Here is a 26,206-nt window from a genome sequence, read left to right on the forward strand (position 1 = left end):
GGCTTTTTGTTAGTTCTTTGTCGCTTCTAAAAATTCGTCAATATCTTTTATACAAAGCTTTACGCCTTCTTCCCAAAAATCGCGTTTAGAAAGGTCAACATTCAAATGTTTTTTAGCGAGGTCTTCAACTTTCATCGAACCTGTATCTCTTAACAAAGCCATATACTTATCCTCATATCCCTTTCCTTCTTTTTGTGCTTGCGCATAAATACCTAATGAAAATAAATAACCAAACGTATATGGGAAATTATAAAAAGGAACACCAGTGATAAAGAAATGAAGTTTTGAAGCCCAGAATAATGGATGATACTCTTCAAGGCAGTCACCATATGCTTCTTTTTGTGCTTCCAACATTAGCTCGTTTAGCCGATCTTTTCCAACAATCCCTTTTTTCCGTTCTTCGTAAAATTTAGTTTCGAATAGGAAACGAGCATGAATATTCATAAGTAAAGCAACCGTACGCTGAATTTTATCTTCTAAAAGTGCCAATCTTTCTTCATCGTTTTTCGCGTTTTTCACGGAAGCGTCCGCGACGATCATTTCAGCAAAAGTAGATGCTGTTTCAGCGACGTTCATTGCATAATTTCTATTTAACGGATGGACATCCTTTAATGCATACGAATGAAACGCATGTCCAAGCTCATGTGCAAGGGTTGAAACATTTGAAGGTGTACCGGAATAGGTCATAAATATTCTTGATTGACCGCTTACAGGGAACGACGTGCAAAAGCCTCCGGGACGTTTTCCTGGGCGATCTTCCGCTTCAATCCAGCTATCTTCAAAAGCTTTTTTCGTAAACCGAGCCAATTGGTCTCCAAATTCACTGAAATGCTGAATAATAAACTCTGCTCCTTCTTGATAACTAAAATGACTATTTACTTCTCCGATTGGAGCATCTAAATCGTACCAGCTGAGCTTTTCAACACCTAATAACTCCGCCTTTCTTTTTAAATACTCTGTCAGTGGCTTTTTAAATTCACTAATGACTTCCCACATACTTTCTAACGTTTCTTTCTGCATTCTGTTATAGCTTAATGGTTCTTTCAATACTTCATTCCAATTTCTATTTTCGTATATAGAAAGACGGAAACCAGCTAAATGATTCAAAGTTGCAGCAAAAAGTTCAGCCTTTTCATCCCATGCTTTCTCCCAGTTTTCAAATATTTTTGCACGAACATTTCGATCTGGATGGGAAAATTTATTATGTGCTTGACCTACGGATAACTCAACAACTTCACCATTTTCCTCATATGGTATTTTTACCTGGCTCACTAATGTATCGTACATTTCGCCCCACCCGTGGTACCCATCAACACTTAGAGCATTAATTAACGCCTCCTGTTCTTTTGGAAGCATTTCTTTAGCCTTTTCTCTTCGCTCATTTAAAACAAAATATAATTCTTTTAATTCATCCATTTGAAGAAGCTGATGCCAATTTTTCTCACTAATCGTTTTTAATTTATCATCGAAAATCGTTAATATTGTGTTTAGCCGAGCGAGATGATTTGAAACTTTCCCTCGAAGTTCGTTCGCCTTCGTATCGTGCATATTTTGGGCTTGCAAACAACTAACAAAAGCTCCTGCTTGCCTTAACATTTGAGAATTTGTTTGTAATGAATGTAAAAGCAGGAGAAAATCATTTTTTCTTGTAATATTCGAAATATTTCATTTTTTACTTTGATTTTAGTCGATCAACTAATCGAATATTATAAGAGCCGGCAGTATTACGCGAAAAAGCATATCTTTTGCTATTTTGACCATGAAGAAGTAATTCGCAATGGGTTAAACTGCAATAAAGTAGTATATTTCGTTAAAACGCAAATAACCATTTCGTATGTAAAGACTATCTCTATTGGGGAACGTTTCCTTAAATTGATATGTTTCTCCTTTAACATTAACAAATATTCTAATTTCATTTAAATACATGGGGTTATGTGTGTTTTGCAAGTAAAAAGTACATAAAAGTGCAATAAAAAATACATAAGCTTGCCAGCCTAATTTTAGTAATTATTTTTGTCGTGAAAGTGCGTGTGTAACTCTGTAACTATCTCCTGTAAAACTTAAAATATGTGCGTGATGAATAACTCGATCGACTAATGCTGCCGTTAGCCTGGAATCGACAAAAATACGATTCCATTGGCTAAATTCAAGGTTCGATGTGATGATTAAACTTTTTTGTTCATACCAGTCGGATATTAATTGAAATAATAACTCAGCCCCATCTTTGCTGAACGGGATATATCCCATTTCATCGAGTATTATGAGATCTACTTTTTTGAACTTATTTCGAAATTGCTGTAGCTTTCCTTCTTTCCATACTCTTTCTAGTGTATCGACTAAATCAGACACACGATAGAAACGAACTTCGTAGCCATTTTGACAGGCCTTACGCCCTAACCCTGTAGCTAATAAGGTTTTCCCAGTGCCAGGAGAACCAGTTAAAATGACATTCTCATGTTGATTTATAAAATGTAGTTCACATAGCTCTTTCGCATCTATGTGGGGAGGGAAACGAACCTGTTCACTCCATTGAAATGCCTCTAAAGTTTTCTTGCTAAGAAACCGTGCTTTTTTAATTAAACGTTCAGCCTTTGCTTCCTCACGTAGTTGTAGCTCTCTATGTAATAGACTTTCTAGATACTGCTCGGGGTTCTCAAATGGGATAGTATCAACTATGTCTGCTACATAGGCGAGGCGAAGAGTTTTACAAATCCTTTTTAGTTCAGAATTCAAACCTTATCACTCCCTTCGCGAGAAGGGGATTGAAGTTCGTCATACATTGCCCAATTGACATCATAGGGATGAGAATCGGGTTCATACATTTCTTCCGTTTGATCATTCAATAACTCGTAAAATCGATCATTGATTTCTCCCATTTCATGATTAGCTAGTAGGCTAATTAACCATTTCAGTCTTTTTTTTCTTATCGACAAATTACTGATATTAATATATTCATAGATTCGACCTGGTAGATAAGGTGAATAACGTGAATAGGTTACAACCCGCGGCTTATGTAACCAAGATTTAAGAATAGACGACCAAGGAATTTTGCGACTTTTATTCATGTAAGGTCGATATTCTGCATGCAGGATTTCTCCATAAGGTGAAATAACTTTAAATTTGTCCCAATACTTTATAACGTGCAATTGACCATAGTTATATCCCTTGGGGATATGTACTTTAGTTTTATCAATTACTATTTCCCCATACTTATTTGCTTGCATCAGTTCCTCTTTAAATACAGGATAATCTTCATCGGGTAAGGCTAAAAGATATTGATGTTCCTCCTCTAGTAATTTTCGAATGGGGACATGCTTTTCATAATGAACACGCTCACGGTCCTTGGTTAAATGTTCTTCTAGGATTTGAGACAAATGCTCAAGGTTATTTATTACAGGTGATGGTGTTACAAAGTTGTACCGAATATAACCTACTTTATTTTCCACATTTCCTTTCTCATGCCCACTTCTTGGATTACAAACCTGCGGTTCAAAACCGTAGTGACTTGCAAATTGGAGGAATTCGTCTGTGAACGTTGCCTCTTGATTTCTTCCCCTCGGCTGAATAACTGCTGCCTTTAAATTATCAATCCGAACTTTCTTAGGTACTCCACCAAGTTGATTAAACATCGCTTTGAGCCCATGTAAAAAGCATTCTTGATTTTCGCCTGGCAATGGTATACAGTAAGCTGCATTACTATAAGGAAGTGTCATCAGAAGACAATGAACATCAATATACTTCCCATCCTTCACGGCCTCAGTTATTCCAAAATCAACTTGTGCCTCAGCTGGCGGATGATCCAAACGTTCCGAATTCTTATCCCTTTCTTCTATGCGATCTTTACCTTCACGCCAGTCAGCGATGAAATAACAGAGGGTTCGATAGGACCCCGTGAACCCCATTTTTACAAGATCATTAAAAATCTTTTTATTAGTCCTTCTTAATTTTTTCTTTAACTTTTCATCTTCTCCTAGCCAGTCGGAAACTATCTCCCCCCAATTTTCCTCATACATCATTCCACTTTTCTTTTTAACCATTTCTTTGGGGACTTGATCGTCATCTGCATATTTCTTTGCAGTTCTCCAATTAATCCCCAACGTTTTTGAAATTTCATTTATAGATAGTGATTTTCGATTTCGTAATAATTTGATACAATTAACTTCAGACATTGCTAGCATTCCTTTCAACCTCCACTGTATTGCTTCGACACAATTACAGTAGAGAAATATTGGATGGCTGGCAAGTCTTTTTTTGTATAAAAAATAAAGTGCAACGTTATGTACTTTTACTTTTCATAACTCTGCACTTTTATTTTGCCATACACAGGGTTATGGTCTTCATATTTCAATCGAGACATAGAATTTTCTCAGTAAATCCAACAAAACAAACTATGGGCAGTGCCATTTTTCTAGCCTCGAAAGCATCTGATTATGTTACCGGAATAGTACTGGCAGTCGATAGCGATATCTCCATCATATAATATGCCATAATATCTGAAAACACTGGCATCCAGGACTTGGTTGAAAAAATCGGAGTGACCAAAGGGACTTTTTATTACTATTACTCTAGTAAACAATCCATTTTGAATGATATATGCTTGAACTACATTACTGATATTGGTGCAGCAATAACAAATTATAGGGAGACCCGCAGGCGCGCTTAGCGCGAAAGGAGGCCCCCGAACCGCCCGCGGAAAGCGAACACCTGCAGCGGAAATTTAATCTTCGTTTAACAGAAGTACAGGAATATATTTCCTAATAATTTTCTAAATAGGACAGACACGAACAACTAATGACTTACATAAGCATTAGTAATAGGCAGAAGCCTAACGGAGGTGAGAAAAATGTCCGGAATCTTAACAGCAATAGGTTATCTTTTTAAAGAGCTCGTATTTCTTGTGTCATATGTGAAAAATAATGCTTTTCCTCAGCCGCTCTCAGCCAGCGATGAACGGAAATATTTAAAACAAATGGCTGGTGGCGATGAAGAAGCCCGGAACATTTTGATTGAGCACAATCTTCGACTTGTCGCCCATATAGTGAAGAAATTTGAAAATACAGGTGAGGATGTCGAGGATTTAATATCAATTGGGACGATTGGGCTTATTAAAGCGATTGAAAGCTATTCAGAAGGGAAAGGAACCAAACTAGCCACATATGCCGCAAGATGTATTGAAAACGAAATACTCATGCATTTACGAGCCCTGAAGAAAACAAAAAAAGATGTGTCCCTTCATGATCCAATAGGCCAGGACAAAGAAGGAAATGAGATTTCATTAATTGATGTCTTGAAATCAGATACGGAAGATGTTTTTGATACGATTCAATTAAGTATGGAATTAGAAAAGGTAAGGGAATATATTGATGTTCTTGATATAAGGGAAAAGGAAGTAATTATCGGCAGATTTGGCCTCGACTTACAAAAAGAAAAAACACAACGTGAAATAGCGAAAGAATTAGGGATATCTAGAAGCTATGTATCAAGAATCGAAAAAAGAGCACTCATGAAAATGTTTCATGAATTCTATCGTGCGGAGAAAGAAAAGAAAAAGAAACAACAAGAGTGAAGCAGGCTGTCTTAGGGCAGCCTTGCTTCACTCTTGTAAATTCTATGGGGATAATCGTTATCCCTCCATTTCAACGGTAACTTCAGCACTAATAACTAAGGCAACGGCAGTACAAAGAACAAGTCCGATAACGACAGCAAACATGTTTTTCACTCCTTTTTAAGTGATCCTTCTTTACCTTAAATGTATCATACACGCATATTTTTGGATGAGACAAAATTGAACAGATCTTTTCGAATCGGTGGCAAAATTGTGAATATTACATTTCGGTTTCTATTTCATTTCAAATATTAGAAAAATTCGGGTAGTTCCTTTATAATAGGAAGGTACGAATATACATACGAGGGAGGAAATACTTTGACTACTGCCGCTTATACATTAACTTGGGATTTAGATGTTTTCATTCAAAGTGGAAGTCATTCTGTGGAATTTGGGAGTTTTTTAAATAAAATTAATGAGGCTATGACCGAATTCTGATTAAATCATAATTGATGATGTCATGTACATGGCATATGAACCCTGAGACCTCATTTATTCTTACAGTTCATCTATAAAATGTATGATAAAGCAGCTTTCATTCTTACTTCTAATAAAGTGCAAAACGAAGGGGTAAATTCCTTGGTGATTCTACAATAACTAGAGCAAAGTGAAATATTAATGTTTGATGAAAACCAGGACAGTATTCGTATGAAATATAGGAAAGTGAATCATATTTGGTGAAACTGTACAATCTTAATTTATGGAAATTGTTTAATTCTACTTGACGGTTACAATAATACGGTTTTTTGCGCTCCGAATGACGATATGGACCAAAATACCAAGAATATCTGGTTCCTCATCCCAATCAATTCCTAGCCATTTCAAGTATAATAATTGTTCCTGTTCACTAAAATCGAAATTTCTTTTTACATTTGTATCTTCAATTCGAATAATAAACTTTACTTTATAATGTCGTGCGAATATGTATTTGACAAAGGAGCTCTAGCATTCCCTCTGTTTAAATTACCAGTGGGACTTGGTGAATAACCTACTCGTACTTTTTCCATTTAAATTCTCTTTTTTAATAAAATCGAATTATTACAAATTAAGTGTTTTTTAATGGGCTCTTTTCTTTGAAGATCATTATATTTCTCAATAAAAGAAGTAGGATTGTAATTTTTCTATTCTTATCAAATCACATCAAAACAATATATCTTAAAGGGTTATGAACTATTCAAGTTTTTGATTCTAAGTTTTTCTTAATAATATTAATATCGATAGCTCCAAATTTCATAAATACTTTAGGTGTCAGCTCGTAACTAACTATAAGTTCTTTAATAGATATAAATCCATATACATAATTAATACTATTTAAATTAAAATTTTTACCGTATTTAATCAATCTTAAATATCCATGATTTATATTAAATCTTGACAATAAATTATCAATATAGGAAGAACATTCTAATTTTGATTTACCTAATAAAAGATTAATACTATAAAGTGCATTTACACAACGTCTGCTATACTGAACTAAAAATAATTCCCGAAGTGACGGATCTTCTTCTCCTATCATATATTCAGAATAAATAGCCCAGCCTTCAGAGACCAATTTATTATCTCCAATTTCACCAAAATCGGAAAATTTTGATTTGAGGGACATGGTTGAATGATACATATGGCCAGGATATATTTCATGTGAAATTAGTAATTTTAACTGTCTTTCAGTTTTATCGGCATCTAAAAAAGAGCTATTAAGAACAAGTACGTGATAATTAGTGTTTAGAGATTGCTTAGATAAATATCCAGCATCTGGAACAATTGCAGAAAAATTTTCATTGATAATTTTTATTTGTATCTCTTCACCCGTCAATTTGCTGATCATAAAAAGGTTATTTTTTAAATAATCAAGTATTTTGTCCTTTGATATAATTTTAGTGTTGCCAATATTATTTGTAGAATTGATATTTTCTAATGCAGTAAGTAACTCTCTTTCAATTTTTTCTAGATATACATATAAATCTTCTTGGGAGAATATATTTTTTTCGTAATTTTCTATATTGCTTTTAATATCAGTTTTATTCTTATTCAGTAATTCATCTAAAATATTAGTATTTTTATTTGATTCTATAAACCAATTATTTAAACGCTTCAATATATTATAACTGGTTTTAGAGAGGCTAACTTCTCTAATTTTTTTTAACGAAATAAATTTAAAAAATCCAATTAGTAACTCTTCATTAATAAGTGGCTTTTTTATTGAATCCTTAAAGAATAAGAAATAGTACTTCTTTATTAGATAATCCTCCTTGTTTTTTGATAATGCCTGACATTCATTTATAATAAATGTTTTCAAATGTTCAAGAAAATAACAGTCTATATTGCTTAAGCTATTTTTTAATATTGAATTTATTTTGTTCATCAGAATTATTAACTCATCATAATAATCATTTCTATGACAATACAATTTTGCTCCGTTATAAAATCCTTTCTCAAAAGACTTTTTAACAAATAAATATCTGTCCTTTATAGAAGAGACTTCATCAGATAACTTCATTCATCTCAACCTTTCTATTCATCTCAACCTTCCTAATTACAAATAAATTAACAATTGTTCTTGTTAAGAAATATCCTAATGCTGCGATTATGATTGAAATAACTTCAGCATTCATTTTAAAAATTAGAATATAGGCAATAGGAATTCTTACCAACCACATAGAGCCTACTGTTATATACATATTCAATTTATTTAATTTCTTTGAGCGGAGAATTGATGAGCTAATTGTTACGAAAGGAATTACAAAGATTACAATACCTAAAACTGTAATTGAAGAAGTTGCATCTGCTAATAATTCATGGTTGCTTGAAAATAATCGTATAGCGATTTTAGGTGCAAATATAAATGTAATTATTATTGGCGAAAGAATAAGAAATGCAAATTTTAAGGAATTTGAAACTAAATTTTTAAGTGGTTGTTCTCCTCGACTTGCCAGAATCAAAACTGCAGTCGCAACATTCATTGCTATTGCGAAAGAAACATTTAAATACAAAGTGAGTATTCGTCCAGAAGCCATACTCACTGTGCTAACATAAGTAAGCATAGCAACCAATAATGAGCTTCCAAGGTAATCCATTAACATATTTAAGACTTCAGTGGCATTAATAGGTATTATCTCTTTAAAAGTTTCTTTATCATTTACACTTAAGTTAAGTAATTCTCTTATTTTTATTGTTCCACTTCTTTTATTTTCGAATAAAAGATATATTACTCCTACTATAGATGAAATAAAAGTACCAATACTTGATCCTATGACTCCTAGATTAAAACCAAAAATAAGAATATAATTAAAGATTATATTTGTTAAAGTAGAAAGAATAATTAACTTCAAACCAATTTTTGTGTTTTTTCGAACATCGTACGATGTTTTAATAATCATAGTTATTGGTATGAATATCAACCCAATTAATCGTATTAAATAATATTCATGTGCAATAGTCATTATTTTTTCTGTTGAATAAAAATTGATGATTTGGTTACTAAAAATAAATCCAATAACCACTATTAGGACAGTTACTATGCTCATTAAATAAAAACTGATTCTGTAAACTTCTATCACTTTTTCCCTATCATCATTTGCTGATGCTTTAGCGCCTAAAATTTGGACACCAATAATTAAAGTACCTATAATCTGCACCATAATACTAATTGGTGTATTTGCAGAAGAAACTGCACTAATTGATTCGACACTAAGTCTCCCAACCATCATAGTATCTACAAAAGACATACTAAAATTAAAAAGGGTCATGATAAATAAAGGCATAGCAATTTTAGATATTTGGTTCATAAATACCTTCCTTAATCTATATCTATATTTTTATAACCTTATGCTTTGCATATGACAAAGTATCTAATATAATGACTTGTTTCTCTAACGAAACGCGAGTAGGAACTTTTAATAAATAACGAACAGCTTCCCAAACGGCTACAGAGCAACTAATTGAAATCCTAGGAACAAAAGCAGCTATATGCGTTGCGTTTATATTTTCATTTACGTTATTTTTTAACGTATCAAAAACGTCCTTGTTCGAGGCAAATTCATAGTATGCATTGGGATAATCTTTGGTAACAATTGGACCTATAAATGATCCATTATAATTTAAGACAGGAGTTTTTGTTAATATACAAGCTTCGATAATATAGTGCGAAACATTATCTATTTGTAACTCTTTTGGTATATATCCAAAAGCATTCATTACTAAATCAACATCATCTAATATTTCAACTAAATCATTAGGACAAGTTATCAAAAAATCATAAGTTTCTACACAGATATTTTCATCAATTAAATGAATCTTCTCTTTGCATACTTCAACTTTTTTTCTTCCGATATCACCAATTTCATAAAAAACTTGTCTGTTAAGATTTGATAATTCAATAATATCATTATCTACTAAAATAATTTTTTTTACTCCCATTCTCGCAAATAACATTGCTGTGTAAGTTCCATACCCACCTAGACCAGGAATTAAGATTGTTTTATTTTGTAGCCGCCTGTTTATTTCATACCCATTTTCATCAGAACTCTCGAAGTTATCGAAAAATAACTCTTGTCTATGATATTTAATGTCTGAAACATCTTTCATTATGTTATAAGAAATCATTATATTATTTTGCTTGAAAAAATTAATTAAGTTTATTACCTCTTTATGAGAAATAATAGTTTGAAAGACATCGATTATTTCTTCTTCAGTAAAGGATTTTAATTTTTGAATTTCCCTCATTTTTAAATATAAGTTTTCTATTTGATTGGAACGAATACTATAATACTTATCTAGCCAACTATTAGATAATAAGATTGTATCTTCTTTTAAAATTATTCTAAAACCGTGTTGTATTTTCCACATATTATTTCCTCCCCATGGTGAGAGAAGTAATAGGTAGAAGTTTATAAGTGTCTATTCCTAATAGCCTTCTTAATTTACGGTCTTCTAAAGCGGGAGTAATTATTCCATGAACATTTAACTCTAATGCCGACATAATTAAATCTTGCATTACCCTTCCTGTTTCAATATATAAGTTTCTCAATGCCCTTTCATGACGATATCTCCATTGATATTGTTCAAAATCTGCAATTAAGAATACTGAAAAACATGCAGTCTTTGTAAAGCCTTGATTAGACATCATGGGACTTAACTTTTCATTTAATTGTACTTTTTCCAACAATAACAGTTCCTCATTTAACAAATCATATTTATAAATCCCGTGTTGTAAGCCTTGTACTGAAAATACTGTAATATAAAACTCAAAAGCAGACCCATAACTTAATAATGGATTATTAAGTTTTTCTTCCAAGATTCTTGTGTTTTTAATTTTTCGAGTACCTTCATTTAAAATAAATGCCAACTGTTCTAATGTTACTACTTCATCTATATTAAAGCGTCTTACACTTCTTCTATTCCATATTCCACTCAAAAACTCTTCATCAGAAATACTATGATGTGGTGTTTCCAATTTAATTGTTTCTAATATTTTATTAGGTAAATGTCTTGGAGGCTTAACACCAAGCTTTTTAATTATTTTTCTTCTTAATTCACCAGAAGAATCGCCTTTATCAAGATAATTAATTCCCCTAGATGATAGATAATAGTCTAAAGATGGTGTCCAGCCTCTATTAATCCAATGATTAACACCTAATAAAGTTTTTTCATCAATTGAATTTGTTTGTGTCCACATACTGTTTTTATATAGATCTTCTTCGTTCCTTTGAGAAATAGCCTTCTTAAATTCAGACTTTGAGAATTTGTATTTTTTACCAATAATTGGAGTCGTTACGATTACGTCCTGATTTTTAATGCTGAATTTAGTAGTTGGTAACCATTTTTCTGTTTTCATTTAAATCCGATCTCCTTCTCCAAATATAATGGCAGCTTGAAACCCTTCTTCTAGATAATTTAAATTTATATTATCTTTAATATAATTTTCGTCGCTAGAGTAATGCACATAAGAGCAGTAATTATATCTTTCGGCAAATTTCTCCATTAATGAAGAAATATGCCCAACATCCATATGTATAGTTCTAAATGTTCTTGGCTCTCTATAACGATACATGTTTTTTTCAAATATAGAAGTTAACACAACAAAGGCTTTTATTGACATAGATGTATTACTATAAACTAAAGGAAACAATTCTCTCATCTTTTTTTCGTCAATCTGTATATTATTTATTTTTTGAAGACAGTTATCCAAACCATTTATGTAATACCAACCGCTTTCAAGATTTTTAATATCCTGGACATATAAGTAACCTTCTGTAGGTTGCCTTGAACCTCCACTTGGTGTTGTTCGCTGTAAAATCTTAGTTTCAGTCCATTGGACATTTATTTCATTAGAATAACCCAATGTATACTTCAACATTAAAAATAACTTTCCTTTTGTAAGAGAATTAGAAGAAAGATCATCTTTCTCATACTCATTAAGATCGTATTCTTTGTAAATCTTTGAATAACTTTTTTTTCTTAACTGATCTTTCTCGGTTTTACTATATCTAAGCATAACTTCAATTCCCATATCTCTTTCTCCTCGAAAGGGATAATCTAAAGTTGCCACATGATATTTTAGAGCTTCTCTCCATCCGTATTTTTCCCAATCCTCTTTTAATTGCAAATACTCATTATAATTTTCATCGGGTTCTATTAATATTCCTAACTCATAGCATATTTTTATTAATTCTTCATCCATTTTTGAAATTTCCTCTAAGTTTAAATCGATTATAAATTCAAAAAGTTCATTAGAAATCTTATACTTTCTTCTTTTAAAATAATCGTACATGAAGAATACTTTATTACTTTCAGTAGGTTCAAATTCAATAAATTCATTCAATACCATAAAATCACTCCATTCTTTGTAAATTGTTTTTTATTTTTGAAAAAAGATGCACAATAAATACTCATGCACATCTTTTTTCAAATACTTCAAAATCGTTAAGTTATTTATGTTCTTAATTTATCAACCAGTTTCCCAATCTGGGCAACCTTGTTCTAATGCAATGTCAAAGTCTTCAACTTCTTCAAAAATTAACTCTGAGAATTTTGTTTCGTCAAGTTTTTTTGTCTCTTCAATGTTAACGCCACTATTTTTCCCCATTATAATTTCCTCCTTTCTTTTGAAATTAAAATAAAAACTTATATCAAACTAAATTTTTTATAAATTAGTTTGATAACACTATTATATATAATGTTTAAAAAATATTCAATAGATTTCGAGTATTCATTATAAATTTTATTTGTGGATAATTACGAATTGTCGGATAACAATTAAAAGAAATGGATTTAAGATTACAAGTAGTTTCTGAAAACTTTGAAGAGTTACTTTCCAATGATGATGGTTTTTAATGTTGTAAATAGCTGTATTTGTTAATCTAAAATTGATCCACAATCGTAATTGAATAATCCTTCTACAGTCTCTTACATATATCCGTTACCACAATAATTTATTATTCCAATAACCATATGTCTTGTCAAAGCGTCGGTCCCACCAGGTATGGATTATTCATCCTGCCACGGGTGGTCCGTTACTTTGTCATTGGATGTTATCGTTATTAAAGATTGACCTGTCTTCACCATTGACAATTTGTTAATAATGAATTATTATGATAGTAAGTATATACTAATATTGTAAAATGCAATGAAGAGGAAGAGTAATTAATCACTCGAATCTTAGAGAACCCATGTTGGTGAAATTGGGTATTCGAGCTTAATGAAAGAAGCCTTGGAGCAGTGACCGAAAAATGAAGTAAGTCTACCGGGAATTTCCCGTTAAAGAAATGTGCAGTATGATAATGGATTACTGCATTAAGAGCGGGTTTTTAACCAATTTAGGTGGTAACGCGGAAGCAAGCCTTTCGTCCTTTCATAGGACGAAGGGCTTTTTTATTTTGAACAACGTATAGGGGGATATTATTATGTCAAATGAGCACATGGCAGAACTGTTATTTCCGGATGTAAATCAGTTACCAGCTGATATTTATTCACTATATCCGCCAAGAAAGTTGCCTTCATCGGCCTTGGTAACACGATTTGCACCGAGCCCAACGGGTTCATTGAATATTGGCGGACTTTACGCAACTTTAATATCGGAAAGATTAGCCCATCAAAGTAACGGAGTCTTTTTCCTGCGTATTGAAGATACAGATAAAAAACGTGAAATAAAAGACAGCATCGAAAACATCATCCATTCATTGTTATACTTTGGGGTTGATTTCGATGAAGGACCTCTCTTTTCAGGTAATGAAAAAGGGGCTTACGGACCGTATAAACAAAGCTCACGAATACAAATTTATAAGGTATTTATTAAGCATTTAGTCCTCGAAGGATTAGCATATCCTTGCTTCTGTGATACGGACGATTTACAAAAGATAAGAATAAATCAGCAAAAGTTAAAAGTAACAACAGGCTATTATGGCAAATGGGCGAAACATCGGGATATTACTTTTCAACAAGCCGAGGAAGAGTTTTTAAATGGTAAACCGTTTGTTATTAGACTTAAATCTACGGGATCATCAGATAGGAGAATATCATACCATGATTTGGTGAAGGGTCCGCTTGAATTCCCGGAAAATAACCAAGATATTGTTATTATGAAAACGGATGGCTTACCAACCTATCACTTTGCTCACGCCATAGATGATTATCTGATGGGTACAACCCATGTCATTAGAGGCGATGAATGGCTTTCTTCCGTGCCTATTCATATTCAGTTGTTTGAAACCTTAGGTTTTAGAATACCGGAATACGGACATATTGCTCCGATCATGAAGCAAGTCGGAGCATCTAAGCGGAAATTTAGTAAACGTAAGGATCTTGATGGTACGGCTGAGTATTACAAAGAACAAGGATACCCAGGAATAGCTTTAAGTGAATACTTCATGAATCTCATCAATTCCGACTTTGAAGAATGGAGGATGGCAAACCCTCATCAATCATTTAGAGACTTTTTTATCCATACGGATAAAATGAATGCCAGCGGTGCTTTATTAGACATGAATAAACTGAATGACGTCAGCAAGGATGTTATCTCAAGACTCACGGGTAAACAAGTATTCGACCATTTATACACTTGGGCAAAGGAATTTGATTCTGAACTTTATTTTTTAATGGACAAGAATAAGGAATACACCATAAACATTCTAAATATTGGCCGAACAATGAAGAAACCAAGAAAAGATTATGCCAAGTGGTCAGATGTGTTGCCAATGATTGCTTTCTTTTATGACGAATTGTTTGAAAAGGATGTATTGAGTGGCTATCAGTTACCTACAAATGTAAGTTTTGATGTTGCGAAAGAAATTGTACTAGGTTTCAGCAAAACTTATAAGTTTAGTAATGGAAAGGACGATTGGTTCAATGAAATTAAAGAATTGGCTGGGGACCTCGGATTTGCAAAGGATATGAAGCAATATAAAGCCAATCCAGACCATTACAAAGGGCATGTTGGTGATGTAGCAATGGTCATCAGAGTCGCTCTAACTAACAGAACCACTACACCTGATTTGTTTGATATTATGAAAGTAATGGGTGAAAAAAGGGTTTTTGAACGTATGCAGAAATTTATATTGTCATAAGAGTTGAATGTAAAATGACCGGTCGAATGCCGGTCATTTTTTCGTTTAGGAGGTGCATAGCCAAATATTCGAATTGGGACCTCATCTCGCAAAAAAAAATACGGGCACTGCTTCTCTGATCCTTTATGCTTTTCAATAGCATCAAAACTAATTTATGAAGCTTTTCTTCACATTCTAAAGTATGGTCCCGCCGTATTCCGTTTTTTCGCAGGAGTCTTATACCTTCCGCTCCAATTAAGATAGAAGTAAAAATCAACACTAAACTTTAAAAAAGAAAAAAAGTTGATCCGTATTATGGACCAACTTTCTCTTTGCGTTTATGAAATGATATCGTTAATAGCATGATTTGTAGAAACAATTGATTCACTCCTATTCATTATAACTAGGTGGAATCTTTCTCCACCCAGAAAGAATTTAATCGTTTATTTTGAAAAATGTTCATCGTCATACTCTCCCTTCTTATTTTATTTATTAAAATTACAGAACTCTTGTAAAAATTTCATTATGCTTCATTTTGTATTGTTCAATAATTTTATTAATTCTTTCTTCATTCATACATTCTTCAATTGTTTTCGTTCTCTTTTTAATGGTTACGGTAATAAATATAAGATTCAATGTCATGATATTCACCTCCTTTAAAGAATTTTTAATGAAATAAAAAACCGCAGGAAAACATGATTCCCCTGCGGTAATAGCTAATAAATGGCAGCAAAAAGCCGCAGGAATCATTCTCCCTGCGGCACAAAATATCAGTTAAATTAATACACAACTAATTTCGGCAAGGTCGAATGGATAATACGTATTAAATTTTTGCTAACAAATAAGGCAACTAATTTTTTCACAGTAATCGACCTCCCTTTTCAAGAATATTTTGCTTATGTAGGTAAGTATATCCAAAATGAATGGTTTTGTAAACATTATTTTAAAAATTTTTTAAAATAAATAAAAAAACCAAAGAAGATGCAAGTTCTTCTTTGGTTTTTCCAAATTATTTACTTGTAGATGTTTTCGATCGTTTAATAAAGAATGCTAGTATTAATGCAACAGCAGCAATTCCTGTTGCTACAACAAACGCATCATTAATTCCACTTATAGTCGATTGCTGCATTACCTTTCCGTAAATGGTGCTGGTCGCTAAGCTGTGACCTACTTGCGAAGGCAGCCCAGTCATACCTGCTAAGCCTTGACCAAGCTCATTCAACTTATTAGCTAAATATCCATTGGAACTCGTAATAACATTTCCAAAATTAGCTTCATGATAAGAAGAACGGGTGGACATTACTGTGACTAAAAAGGCTGTTCCAATACTACCTGCAACCGTTCTAGCAGTGTTGGAAGCAGCTGTTCCGTGACTTGCTAAGTGCAGTGGTATTTGATTCATCCCTTCTGTCATAACCGTTGTCATTAAGAACGACATCCCGAAAGATCGTAAAACGTAAAGTAACATAATATGCCCATACGTAGTTTGCATTGTTAATTGGGTAAATTGCCATGTAGTAAGCACCGTAATAATTAAACCAATAATGGCCAATGGTCTTGAGCCGACACGGTCAAACAGCATGCCGGATATTGGAGACATGATTCCCATGACGATTGCACCGGGCAACATGAGGATTCCAGATTCTAACGCTGTGAAACCTCGAATGTTTTGTAAGTAAATCGGTAATAAAATCATTGCTGCGAACATGGCCATATTGATGACCATACTAATTACTGTTGTTAAAGCAAAAATATCATATTTGAACACCCGAATATCTAACATTGGTTTATCCGTAGTCAATTCGCTCCATACAAACAAGATTAGGCCAATGATACCGATGAGCAACGACACAATTACAGTAACACTGCTCCACCCATTATTACCTGCTTCACTAAATCCATATAAAAGGAAACCTAATCCAATTGCTGAAAAGATAAAACCTGCTGTATCAAATTTAGGATTCGTTACTTTCGTAACATCCTTCATCCATACAGCTGCAATAATTAAATCCAAAATACCAAATGGAACAACAATATCAAATAACACGCGCCAAGAGTAGTGTCCAATTAACCAACCTGAAAGTGTCGGTCCAATGGCAGGTGCAAAAATCATCGCTACCCCCATAATTCCCATTGCCGCTCCTCGCTTTTCCGGTGGAAAAATGGTTAACATAACGGTCATTAATAACGGCATAATGACACCTGCTCCGGCTGCTTGTATTACACGACCAACCATTAGTAATGAAAAACTTGTGGAGATCGAGCAAACAAACGATCCAATGGTAAATGCCAACATGGCAAAAAGTAATAATTTCCTTGTTCCTAATTTTGCAATTAAGAAAGCGGTTATCGGAATAAAAATTCCGTTAGTTAGCATGTAGCCGGTTGATAGCCATTGAACTGTATTTGCAGAAACATTCAAATCATTCATTATATGCGGAATAGCCACATTTAAAAGGGTTTGATTGAGAATGGCCACAAATGCACCTAGCATAACTGCTACAATGATTTTTCCTCTAGTACCTTCAAATTGATTTGCATCGGGGCTTCCTTGACTAGGACGCTGTACCGGCTTATCAACTGGTTTTTCTTCCGCTTTTTCTTCTGCTTTTTCTTCCGGTATTGCTTTATTTTCTTCGTCATTTACTAAACCTTCTGGATCTGTTACATATTCTAATGCCGGTTCTGTATTAGCAGATGTTTGAAGGGTTTCATTAATTATTTCATCAGTTTCGGTTATTTCATTACTTTTAATTTCTTCTTGTAGTTGGTGGTTTTCCGCCTTTTCAGTTTGTACGGTTTGTGGATTTTGTAATTGTGGTCTTGCTTTATTCTTACGTAATAAGAAATTCGCTATAAACAATACAATCACTGAAATCAGAATATAACCTGCGATATATATTGACATGTCATCACCTACTTATGAATTCGCACAGTCACATTCATACCAGGAACTAAATCAAGATTGCTATCAATTGATATTTTGACAGGAATTACTTGTACTTCCTTCGTATAATTCCCTGAAGCATTATTACTTGGTAATAATGAGAAAGTTCCTGCTGTTGCTAAACCGATTTCTTCAACTTTACCTTTTATTGTCGTATTTGGAAATGCATCAACATAAATATCTACATCTTGGCCAATTTCAACATCATCAATTTTTGTTTCCTCAATATTTGCTGTTACCCATAATTTTGTTAAATCATAAGAAATGGCAAGCGGTGAACCTGCAGCAACGACTGTATTTTTTACTCCGCTTGTTTGTACAATCGTTCCGTTAGCCGGAGCTTTAATGTCCATATTAACGGGACCATTATCTCCCATTGTTTGTACGGTTCCAATTTTATCGTTTTTTGAGAATGTATCGCCAGTTTTTGCATTCCAATCAACTAATTTTCCACTTGCTGGTGAAGCAATACTTACTTGTTGTCCAGCAATTTGCGCGTTATCTGTACTTAAATAAGTAACTGAACGATTATAAAAATAATAACCAGTAAATCCCCCACCAACTAAAATTATTAGTAAAATCACGTTAACTAAAATCATTCGTTTTGCATTCATAGATGACTTGTTCCTCCCTAACTAGTTAATTTACTTGTGAATTATAGCTTTTTAAATGTCGTTTTATTTAAATACTTTAACCTTTTTTTACTCATTTAAACGGAGTGTGGATTTGAGAAAATGATTTTAGCACTGCACTGATAAAACTTTCCTCAATTATTTTCCTCCCCTTTCAAATTTTTATCCAATCTTTAACTAAAGGAATATTTACGGCACTTAATATTTCGTATACGAAATAAATGAACGTAAAATATAATATCATACTTACACATGATTTTGTCAACAAAAAAATAACGCATTTTTTGCGTTATTTTTAAACATGTATTATTCTTCCTTTTCCTCGATTTCGAGAAGAATCTTTTTACATTGTATGGATATTAAAAAGAAAACAGTAGCTATTAGTAATAAGCTAATCGTTCCACCCATTAATATATATGTTTTCAAAACTGTTTTTCCATCAATAGGCATGACCACACCTAAATATAAGAAAGCAGATAATGCAATTAGTGATAATCCAAATCTTTTATAATCATTCATTTTATCAAAAAGAGATTTCGCTTTATCCATGCTAACACCTAACTTTCTCTATGAATATATAAATACTTTATCATAGATTTTTAGATGTTTCGTCATGTAATAAAAGGAAAATATGGAGGGGAGTTAATCAATTGATATGTTTAACAATATCCATAACGAGTGATGCCGAATGTAATGCCGCAGTTTCTAAAAATTGATCAAACGATATATTCGATTCTTTCCCGGCAATATCTGATAAAGAGCGAATAATTACAAATGGTATGTTAAATTGATAAGCAACTTGTGCAATTGCCGCTGCTTCCATTTCTGCTGCTTGAAGTTGCGGGAATTTCTCTCGAACAGATTCGACTCTTGCCGGGTCATTCATAAATGAATCACCTGTTGCTATCAAACCTTTTATCACTTGAATCTCTTTAATATTTTTTGCACATTCCTCCGCCACGTTAATTAAATCCTTATTTGCCATAAATGCAGGGGGCATTTGCGGTACTTGGCCGTATTCATATCCAAAAATCGTCGCATCTACATCGTGATGACGAACCTCGGAAGAAATAACAACATCACCAACCGTCAAATCGGGATTAAAGCCACCTGCAGAACCGGTATTAATAATTGCACTCGGTTTAAAATGGTGTAAGAGTATGGAAGTGGACATTGCCGCATTCACTTTACCTATTCCCGAGCGAAGTAGTACGACATCTTTGTCATTCATTTTCCCTGTTGTAAATTCATATCCAGCAATCGTTTCGACGTTTCTTTCGATTATATTTTCTCTTAATATGGCTACTTCTTCTTCCATAGCCCCGATGATAGCAATCTTCATTCAATCAATACCTCTTTCATTAATAAGTTCTAACCTATTATAAAACAAAGTACTAAAAAAATCATATACACCATAAATAAAGCTATCCGTTCAATGAACGGATAGCTACTTCTTTAACGCATATCATTTTCTTTTAGTTCTAATACTTTTGTCGGTTTCCATCCTTGACCATCTACCCAACTTAAATACACACGATAAACTTTTGATTGGTCTTTTGGAGTAATCGTACCAACTACCTCATTATCAGAACCATTTCGGCTTAAATACCAAATAGTCATATTATCTACAGGAATACCTGTTGCATAGGAAAGGGCTTTTTCTTTTTCTTTCCAATCAATAGAGTTTGAGTCAGAAGAATATTGATGACCGTTTGTTTGTTCTGTTCCAACACTTTTCCAATTAGGATTCGTGTAAGATTTTTTCACATTAGGTTCATTACTATCTTCAGCAACAATATCTTTACTTTCAAGGCCTTGCTGACTTTCATCATCAGCTTCTTCATTACTTTCTTTATTATCATCAGTTGTCGATTCATCTGTTACTGTGTTATCTTGATTATCATTATTTGTTACTGTCGATTTATCATTATTTTTTGTATGTTGAGATACTTTGTTTTTTGCTGCAGAAGCATTTTTCTCATCGTTTCGACCACCATAAAAGATCGTGCTAGCAACAACGATTATCAATACAACCACGATGACGATTAATGAATTTAAAATTAAGTTTGTTTTTCGGCGTTTTGATCTTTGATCTGATCGGGAACGATATTGATTGTCAAAATTATTTGCCATGTTCAAATCCCCCTTATTAAAACAAAAGGTTTAATCATTAGTGCGAACTTTTCGTCCATGCTAATGATTTCTCTTTTTAGACATTGACTCTATCATAACATGACTTTATACATAGGAAAAGATGAAGCAAATAATTTGTTAGTCTTTACTATTTTGATTTGTGTCATTTTCGTGAATTAATTGAACGATATCACTAAATAGTTGATTGATCCCCCCTTTATCTTCCGGGACTCCTAAGTTCACAACAACTAATGCATATTTAGGGTTTTTAAATGGAAAATATCCGGCAAACCATTTATTGTGTAACTGTACCTTATTTTCATATATGCCTGTTTCTGCCGTTCCTGATTTTCCGGCTACTTCATAAGGTAGATCTTTAAACCATCTTCCCGTACCATTTTCATTCGTTACGACATGTCTTAACATTTTTTGAAGTTTCATTGCAGTAATTTTTGAAATTGGTTTGTAAGGCAAATCATGACTTGAAAAATGTATCATCGGCGTATCATCATGATATTTAATTGCGGAAACAGCTTGGACCGATTGTAATTCCCCGCCCCTTGCGATGGTAGCCATCATATTTGCAATCGCTAAAGGGGTAAGTCTTACTTCCTGTTGACCTATTCCCGTTTGCGCCACTAAATTATCATCTTTCCTACTTTCTAATTTAGCAAAAATTTGCCCTTGATCCTCTTTTAGCTGTTTAAAGTTTTTAAAATGAAAGACGTCGCCTTGCCAACCAATTTCTCCGATTAGGCCTAATTTACTAGCATATTCTTCTAACAAATTTGGGTTTTCTTTTTTTAATCTTTTTGCTAGTTCACTAAATGTTCGATTACAACTTTGGGCGAAGCTTTCGTCAAAAGTTAGATCACCAAGCTGTCTCTCAGCCGGCTTTCCGTATAAATCTTCGTTACACGGAAATTTTTCTGTTTCATTCACAGCAGACGTTTCAATAGATGCAGCTGCGACAACAGTTTTGAAAATTGATCCTGGTATCTGCTGTGATAACATAACATTTTCCACACTATTATTTTTATATGGATCCTTTACATCCATTTTCGGGCGTGACACATTAGCTAAAATTTCATTAGTTTCGATATCTAATAATAAGACCCCGCCTTTTTGAATCTCATACTCGTCAACTTTTTTGTCAATTTGTTCTTGTAACGTTTTATTTAAGGTTGTTTGTATAGTAACGGGATAGTTAGAATTACCGGAACCTGTATATTTAACGTTAATTCCAAAAAGAGGGCCCCCCATGGCATCTACATGAAAAACTAGTTTCGACTCTCCTTCAGGTAATAAAAATTCATCAAATTGCTTTTGCAAACCTGTAATCCCAATTTTTTGATTTTGCATACCTTTTTTATCGGGATATCTTTTTAAAAAGGTATTAGCATCTTCTCCAATTATTCCAATTAATTGGGCGGCAGATATGTCAGATTCGGTATATTTTTTTCTCACGGCAAACACGCCGGGTATTTTCAACATATTTATCTCGTTTAACTGTTTGTCCGATAATATATATGGTGTTTTTCCATGAAATATGAATGGAGCCTTCGCAGTTTCTAATTCTGCGAAAAGTTGATCTTCCGAAATATTTAATATGCTAGCTACTTTTTCTGAATCCCATTGTATTGTTTTTAAAAAAGGAAAAAGCACCAATACCGATTTTTCCTTGTAGGTTAGCGGTTTGCCATTCCGATCAGTAAATTGCCCTCGTCCGTCATCAATAATAATTTCTTGTGTCCTTTGGGATACACTTTCTTCGAGAAGATTAATATGATGTTTTGAAAAAGATTCTGTATCTACTAATTGAAGTTGAACAAGTCTTGCTAAAAGCAAGCTAAAAATCAAAAGAATACTACTGGCTAAAACAAAATACCTTTTTCTACGCATATACTCACCTCGATTCTAACACGTACACCCTTTCATTCTTGACAGAATTTTCAGTTCATAACCATCTACTATGAAACAAAAAAAGCCGAATTCTTTAAGAATTCGACTTTTTTCGATGATATCTATTATTTAATTGAAATAATTCTCACTTTCATTTCTCCACCTGGAGTTTGCACAGTTACCTCTTCATTTATTTTCTTGCCTAACAGGCTTTTGGCAATTGGAGAGTCGTTAGAAATTTTCCCTTCAAACGGATCTGCTTCAGCACTTCCAACAATGGCATAAGTCTCTTCGTCTCCATCCGGTAATTCAATAAATGTTACTGATTTACCAAGTGTTACAGTATCGGAATTTGAACCATCATCTTCAATGATTTTCGCATTTCGAATCATGTTCTCTATTGTAGTTATACGTCCTTCAACAAAAGCCTGTTCCTCTTTCGCTGAGTCATATTCAGAGTTCTCGGATAAGTCCCCGAAACTACGAGCAATTTTTATACGTTCAACGACTTCTTTACGTTTAACCGTTTTCAAATATTCAAGTTCTTGTTCTAATTTTTCTTTTCCTGCTTGCGTCATAGGAAATACTTTTTCTACTGCCAATTCCCTTCACTCCTAATTTTCTATTTGTATAAAAGGTGTTAGAAAATACATCATAGCGCGTCCTATAAATAGGGCGCGCGTTTATAAATATATTATTATCTAGACTATCGTATTACAAAAATGACTTTTGTTCAAGAATTGTTTGAATTTTAGTAACCACTAAATCGATTGCCACATGGTTTTGGCCACCTTCAGGAATAATTACATCTGCGTAGCGTTTTGTTGGTTCGATGAATTGATTATGCATCGGTCTTACAACATTAGTATATTGTTCAATCACTGAATGCATTGTTCTCCCACGATCTTCAATGTCCCTTAACATCCTACGCATAATTCTTAAATCGGCATCCGTATCAACATAAAGTTTGATATCCATTAAATTGCGCAATCTTTCATCTTCTAATACTAATATTCCTTCTAAAATGATTACATCCTTCGGTTCTACAATAATGGTTTTATTGGAACGTGTATGTAGTGTATAGTCATACACAGGTTTCTCAATTGATTGATAATTTAAAAGCTTCTCGATATGCTCAATTAATAAATCATTATCAAACGCAAGCGGATGGTCATAATTAGTTTTTAATCTTTCTTCAAATGGTAAACTGCTTTGATCTTTATAGTAATAATCTTGTTCCAATACAAGAATGGAATGCCCTTTAAAATGGTCGTATATTGCATTGGTGACACTCGTTTTTCCTGATCCTGATCCACCTGCGACACCAATGACTGCCGGCTTACTTCTCATTGACTAGCTGTTCCCCTTTCGAATCTGTTTACAAAAATGAGAAAAAAGATTAATTATTAATTTTGTTTTCTACTGATGGCTAAACCATCACCGACTGGTATGATGGTTGTTGAATATTGTTCATGATTCATTAGCCATTCATTGTAACTCTTGATTTTCTTAACAAGATTTCGAATTCTTTTATTTTCAATATGATCATTAACAACCAAACCTTTAAATAGGACATTATCTGTATAAACATAACCATTTTTTGAAAGGAAGGGAGTATATAATTCGAAAAACCTCATATATTGACCCTTTGCTGCATCAATGAATATTGCATCAAATGAACCAAAATCTTTTACTTCATTCACTATTTCAAGTGCATCGCCTTTTAGAATATTTATTTGATGTTGGTATTCAGATTTGGAAATATTTAAAACAGCTTGCTCATATCTTTCATTATCTCTTTCAATAGTGACAATTTCCGCCTCCGGAAGAGCAGCTGCCATCCTCATAGCCGAATACCCAATAGCCGTACCGATTTCTAATATTCTCGCGGGACGTTGCATGTTTAGGAGCTGTAACAAAACTTCAATACCTGCCAATTCCATGATCGGCACATTATGTTGAATAGCGAATTGCTCCATCTCTTTAAATAACGGATCCCTTTCTTTTATTAAAGATTCAATATAAGAATGGATTTCATCTTTCATTTTTTTCCTCCTAGCGAAAAGGAGCTAACATGAAAAGTAGAAAGCTTTTCACATACAGCTTTCTACTTTTTATGTTGTTATCGATTCGTTAATGTAAAAACACGTTGTTATTTTAACATAATTTTTCTTGAAACGCTAATTTTAGTGTTAATTACTTTTGAGAACTTGTAATATATTTTTCTTTTAAGCGATTATGTTCAGCTAACGTCTTGGAATAATAAACTGTTCCTGTTTTCGTAGCTGCAAGAAAATATAGATAATCTGTTTTCGCCGGATTAATAGCCGCTTCGATAGACATCTCCCCAGCACTTGCTATTGGGCTCGGGGGCAGTCCTTGAATTTTATAGGTGTTATATGGCGAATTTACTTTAAGATCGTCATATGTTACTTGTTTTTTATGTTTTCCTAAAGAGTAAAGAACGGTCGGGTCTGTTTGTAATGGCATATTTACTTTCATACGATTATAAAATACACTTGAGATTTTATGGCGGTCTGCCTTTTCTGTTGCCTCTTCTTCAATTAAAGAAGCCATTGTTAAAATTTCATATTGATCAAGATTAGACTTCTGAATTTGTTCTTTATATTTTTCCATAACTGAGTTTGTTTTTATTAACATTTTGTTTACTATTTGATCTATAGACGGTTTTTTATCGTAGAATGAATATGTTGCCGGAAATAAATACCCTTCTAATGGATGTAGAACATCTTTTTTAAGGACTTTTTTTGAGATTAGTAATGGGTATTTTTTAATAAGTTTTTTTATATACTTAGGATCGTCGAGTTTTTTATCAATTTCTTTTTTATCAATACCCGAATGTTTTGCAATGATCGCTGTAATTTGGCTCAGTTGCAAACCTTCTGGTATCGTAAACTTTACTGTTGCTTTCTTTAACACCGTTCCCGTTTTCAATTGTGTTATGATTTGTTTTAAATTCATGGAAGGTGATAATTTGTATGTACCCGCTTGAAAGCCAGTTTCATTATTTAATTTTACATAGTATTTGAAGATTAATTTATTTTTAATCATTCCGTCTTCTTCTAGAATTGTTCCAATCGTGGATACAGTAGAGCCTATAGGGATTTCTACATTTTTCGTTTTAGTATTTTTTGGTTCAACTGGCTTTAATGCTGATTGAATGTATATATATGTGGCTAATATACCTCCAGTAATAATTAATATAATCGTTAAACAAATGATTCCAACTATTTTACGAATGGTTTTTGCTTCATCACTTTTAACTAACAGCTTTTTATAAATATCGTCTTTATTTATCTTCTTATCTTTTTGATCAGTCAATTGATCCATCACCCTTTCAAACAATCAATCCAATAACATAATGGAGTAGTCCCTTTTATCCAGTACATTATACTATATTTCCTCTATTATTACTTATTTTTCTTCG

The 26,206-nt window shown here is 33.1% G+C and carries 22 protein-coding genes, 3 pseudogenes and 1 other annotated feature; of the genes and pseudogenes, 4 read left to right on the forward strand and 21 right to left on the reverse strand.

Annotation, left to right across the window (positions count from 1 at the left end):
* Window positions 1–9 precede the first annotated feature (9 nt).
* The 3 genes and pseudogenes from MKY81_RS17925 to istA form a co-directional block, all read right to left on the reverse strand.
* Window positions 10–1,632, reverse strand: a pseudogene (locus tag MKY81_RS17925) (M3 family oligoendopeptidase); the annotation flags it as partial.
* A 375-nt stretch (window positions 1,633–2,007) separates the two neighbouring features.
* A complete protein-coding gene (gene istB, locus MKY81_RS17930) occupies window positions 2,008–2,733 on the reverse strand; it encodes an IS21-like element helper ATPase IstB (RefSeq protein ID WP_107958189.1) in 726 nt (241 codons plus the stop codon).
* Window positions 2,730–4,178: an IS21 family transposase gene (gene istA / locus MKY81_RS17935; RefSeq protein WP_108073412.1), complete on the reverse strand. Its 1,449-nt coding sequence runs from the start codon at window positions 4,176–4,178 to the stop codon at window positions 2,730–2,732. The genes istB and istA overlap by 4 nt, the downstream gene beginning before the upstream one ends.
* 329 nt (window positions 4,179–4,507) lie before the next feature.
* On the opposite strand from istA, the gene MKY81_RS17940 reads away from it, so the two are divergent.
* The 3 genes and pseudogenes from MKY81_RS17940 to MKY81_RS21160 all read left to right on the forward strand — a co-directional run.
* Entirely contained in the window at window positions 4,508–4,663 is a 156-nt protein-coding gene (locus MKY81_RS17940) for a TetR/AcrR family transcriptional regulator (protein WP_341118800.1), read from the forward strand.
* A gap of 180 nt (window positions 4,664–4,843) precedes the next feature.
* Window positions 4,844–5,566, forward strand: a complete 723-nt coding sequence (sigK, locus tag MKY81_RS17945; protein ID WP_341118428.1) for an RNA polymerase sporulation sigma factor SigK — start codon at window positions 4,844–4,846, stop codon at window positions 5,564–5,566.
* Between the two features lie 481 nt (window positions 5,567–6,047).
* Window positions 6,048–6,286: pseudogene (locus MKY81_RS21160) on the forward strand (ATP-binding protein); the annotation flags it as partial.
* 55 nt (window positions 6,287–6,341) lie between these two features.
* Here the strand turns inward: MKY81_RS21160 and MKY81_RS17950 are convergent.
* The 7 genes and pseudogenes from MKY81_RS17950 to MKY81_RS17980 all read right to left on the reverse strand — a co-directional run.
* Window positions 6,342–6,612, reverse strand: a pseudogene (locus MKY81_RS17950) (glutamate--tRNA ligase family protein); the annotation flags it as partial.
* A gap of 167 nt (window positions 6,613–6,779) precedes the next feature.
* Complete coding sequence (locus MKY81_RS17955; protein WP_341118429.1) at window positions 6,780–8,102, reverse strand: DUF885 family protein; 1,323 nt, start codon at window positions 8,100–8,102, stop codon at window positions 6,780–6,782.
* Window positions 8,089–9,390 carry an MATE family efflux transporter gene (locus MKY81_RS17960; protein ID WP_341118431.1) on the reverse strand — a complete coding sequence of 434 codons (1,302 nt, stop codon included), beginning with the start codon at window positions 9,388–9,390 and terminating at the stop codon, window positions 8,089–8,091. The genes MKY81_RS17955 and MKY81_RS17960 overlap by 14 nt, the downstream gene beginning before the upstream one ends.
* A gap of 22 nt (window positions 9,391–9,412) precedes the next feature.
* Window positions 9,413–10,450: a HesA/MoeB/ThiF family protein gene (locus MKY81_RS17965; protein ID WP_341118433.1), complete on the reverse strand. Its 1,038-nt coding sequence runs from the start codon at window positions 10,448–10,450 to the stop codon at window positions 9,413–9,415.
* Between the two features lies 1 nt (window position 10,451).
* On the reverse strand, window positions 10,452–11,438 hold the full coding sequence (locus tag MKY81_RS17970) for a SagB/ThcOx family dehydrogenase (protein ID WP_341118435.1): 987 nt from the start codon (window positions 11,436–11,438) through the stop codon (window positions 10,452–10,454).
* The gene (locus tag MKY81_RS17975; RefSeq protein WP_341118436.1) at window positions 11,439–12,431 is read right to left on the reverse strand and encodes a SagB/ThcOx family dehydrogenase; all 993 of its coding nucleotides are present in this window, start codon (window positions 12,429–12,431) and stop codon (window positions 11,439–11,441) included. It abuts the gene before it with no gap.
* A gap of 120 nt (window positions 12,432–12,551) precedes the next feature.
* Entirely contained in the window at window positions 12,552–12,689 is a 138-nt protein-coding gene (locus MKY81_RS17980) for a hypothetical protein (RefSeq protein WP_341118438.1), read from the reverse strand.
* Window positions 12,690–13,220: 531 nt separating this feature from the next.
* Window positions 13,221–13,457, forward strand: a binding site (T-box leader).
* A 49-nt stretch (window positions 13,458–13,506) separates the two neighbouring features.
* Here MKY81_RS17980 and gltX point away from each other — a divergent pair.
* Window positions 13,507–15,165, forward strand: a complete 1,659-nt coding sequence (gltX, locus tag MKY81_RS17985; RefSeq protein ID WP_341118439.1) for a glutamate--tRNA ligase — start codon at window positions 13,507–13,509, stop codon at window positions 15,163–15,165.
* 477 nt (window positions 15,166–15,642) lie between these two features.
* Here the strand turns inward: gltX and MKY81_RS17990 are convergent, their stop codons facing one another.
* The 11 genes from MKY81_RS17990 to mltG all read right to left on the reverse strand — a co-directional run bounded on the left by MKY81_RS17990 (window position 15,643) and on the right by mltG (window position 26,109).
* Window positions 15,643–15,786, reverse strand: a complete 144-nt coding sequence (locus MKY81_RS17990) for a YrzI family small protein (protein WP_108070427.1) — start codon at window positions 15,784–15,786, stop codon at window positions 15,643–15,645.
* A 367-nt stretch (window positions 15,787–16,153) separates the two neighbouring features.
* Window positions 16,154–18,052 (reverse strand): DHA2 family efflux MFS transporter permease subunit, encoded by a 1,899-nt coding sequence (locus MKY81_RS17995; protein WP_341118441.1) that lies wholly within the window; start codon window positions 18,050–18,052, stop codon window positions 16,154–16,156.
* 8 nt (window positions 18,053–18,060) lie between these two features.
* On the reverse strand, window positions 18,061–18,705 hold the full coding sequence (locus MKY81_RS18000) for an efflux RND transporter periplasmic adaptor subunit (protein ID WP_066227369.1): 645 nt from the start codon (window positions 18,703–18,705) through the stop codon (window positions 18,061–18,063).
* A gap of 324 nt (window positions 18,706–19,029) precedes the next feature.
* The gene (locus MKY81_RS18005; protein ID WP_066227366.1) at window positions 19,030–19,272 is read right to left on the reverse strand and encodes a YrhC family protein; all 243 of its coding nucleotides are present in this window, start codon (window positions 19,270–19,272) and stop codon (window positions 19,030–19,032) included.
* 97 nt (window positions 19,273–19,369) lie between these two features.
* Window positions 19,370–20,065 carry a 5'-methylthioadenosine/S-adenosylhomocysteine nucleosidase gene (gene mtnN / locus MKY81_RS18010; RefSeq protein ID WP_108070423.1) on the reverse strand — a complete coding sequence of 232 codons (696 nt, stop codon included), beginning with the start codon at window positions 20,063–20,065 and terminating at the stop codon, window positions 19,370–19,372.
* Window positions 20,066–20,178: 113 nt separating this feature from the next.
* Window positions 20,179–20,856 (reverse strand): YrrS family protein, encoded by a 678-nt coding sequence (locus tag MKY81_RS18015; RefSeq protein WP_066227357.1) that lies wholly within the window; start codon window positions 20,854–20,856, stop codon window positions 20,179–20,181.
* 138 nt (window positions 20,857–20,994) lie between these two features.
* Window positions 20,995–22,758 (reverse strand): peptidoglycan D,D-transpeptidase FtsI family protein, encoded by a 1,764-nt coding sequence (locus MKY81_RS18020; protein ID WP_066227354.1) that lies wholly within the window; start codon window positions 22,756–22,758, stop codon window positions 20,995–20,997.
* A gap of 125 nt (window positions 22,759–22,883) precedes the next feature.
* Window positions 22,884–23,360 carry a transcription elongation factor GreA gene (greA, locus tag MKY81_RS18025; RefSeq protein WP_066227351.1) on the reverse strand — a complete coding sequence of 159 codons (477 nt, stop codon included), beginning with the start codon at window positions 23,358–23,360 and terminating at the stop codon, window positions 22,884–22,886.
* 112 nt (window positions 23,361–23,472) lie between these two features.
* Window positions 23,473–24,108, reverse strand: a complete 636-nt coding sequence (gene udk, locus MKY81_RS18030; protein WP_108070421.1) for a uridine kinase — start codon at window positions 24,106–24,108, stop codon at window positions 23,473–23,475.
* 56 nt (window positions 24,109–24,164) lie between these two features.
* Window positions 24,165–24,803, reverse strand: a complete 639-nt coding sequence (locus MKY81_RS18035; RefSeq protein ID WP_066227346.1) for an O-methyltransferase — start codon at window positions 24,801–24,803, stop codon at window positions 24,165–24,167.
* A gap of 151 nt (window positions 24,804–24,954) precedes the next feature.
* Window positions 24,955–26,109, reverse strand: a complete 1,155-nt coding sequence (mltG, locus tag MKY81_RS18040) for an endolytic transglycosylase MltG (protein ID WP_341118801.1) — start codon at window positions 26,107–26,109, stop codon at window positions 24,955–24,957.
* Window positions 26,110–26,206 lie beyond the last annotated feature (97 nt).

The organism is Heyndrickxia sp. FSL W8-0423 (assembly GCF_038009395.1).
Classification (GTDB): Bacteria; Bacillota; Bacilli; order Bacillales; family Bacillaceae_C; genus Heyndrickxia; species Heyndrickxia sporothermodurans.

Coding starts and splice junctions, on each gene's coding strand:
- istA (WP_108073412.1), bottom strand. CDS start 4,178: ATGCTAGCAATGTCTGAAGTTAATTGTATCAAATTATTACGAAATCGA.
- sigK (WP_341118428.1), top strand. CDS start 4,844: ATGTCCGGAATCTTAACAGCAATAGGTTATCTTTTTAAAGAGCTCGTA.
- MKY81_RS17955 (WP_341118429.1), bottom strand. CDS start 8,102: ATGAAGTTATCTGATGAAGTCTCTTCTATAAAGGACAGATATTTATTT.
- MKY81_RS17960 (WP_341118431.1), bottom strand. CDS start 9,390: ATGAACCAAATATCTAAAATTGCTATGCCTTTATTTATCATGACCCTT.
- MKY81_RS17965 (WP_341118433.1), bottom strand. CDS start 10,450: ATGTGGAAAATACAACACGGTTTTAGAATAATTTTAAAAGAAGATACA.
- MKY81_RS17970 (WP_341118435.1), bottom strand. CDS start 11,438: ATGAAAACAGAAAAATGGTTACCAACTACTAAATTCAGCATTAAAAAT.
- MKY81_RS17975 (WP_341118436.1), bottom strand. CDS start 12,431: ATGGTATTGAATGAATTTATTGAATTTGAACCTACTGAAAGTAATAAA.
- MKY81_RS17980 (WP_341118438.1), bottom strand. CDS start 12,689: ATGGGGAAAAATAGTGGCGTTAACATTGAAGAGACAAAAAAACTTGAC.
- gltX (WP_341118439.1), top strand. CDS start 13,507: ATGTCAAATGAGCACATGGCAGAACTGTTATTTCCGGATGTAAATCAG.
- MKY81_RS17990 (WP_108070427.1), bottom strand. CDS start 15,786: ATGACATTGAATCTTATATTTATTACCGTAACCATTAAAAAGAGAACG.
- MKY81_RS17995 (WP_341118441.1), bottom strand. CDS start 18,052: ATGTCAATATATATCGCAGGTTATATTCTGATTTCAGTGATTGTATTG.
- MKY81_RS18000 (WP_066227369.1), bottom strand. CDS start 18,705: ATGAATGCAAAACGAATGATTTTAGTTAACGTGATTTTACTAATAATT.
- MKY81_RS18005 (WP_066227366.1), bottom strand. CDS start 19,272: ATGGATAAAGCGAAATCTCTTTTTGATAAAATGAATGATTATAAAAGA.
- mtnN (WP_108070423.1), bottom strand. CDS start 20,065: ATGAAGATTGCTATCATCGGGGCTATGGAAGAAGAAGTAGCCATATTA.
- MKY81_RS18015 (WP_066227357.1), bottom strand. CDS start 20,856: ATGGCAAATAATTTTGACAATCAATATCGTTCCCGATCAGATCAAAGA.
- MKY81_RS18020 (WP_066227354.1), bottom strand. CDS start 22,758: ATGCGTAGAAAAAGGTATTTTGTTTTAGCCAGTAGTATTCTTTTGATT.
- udk (WP_108070421.1), bottom strand. CDS start 24,108: ATGAGAAGTAAGCCGGCAGTCATTGGTGTCGCAGGTGGATCAGGATCA.
- MKY81_RS18035 (WP_066227346.1), bottom strand. CDS start 24,803: ATGAAAGATGAAATCCATTCTTATATTGAATCTTTAATAAAAGAAAGG.
- mltG (WP_341118801.1), bottom strand. CDS start 26,109: ATGGATCAATTGACTGATCAAAAAGATAAGAAGATAAATAAAGACGAT.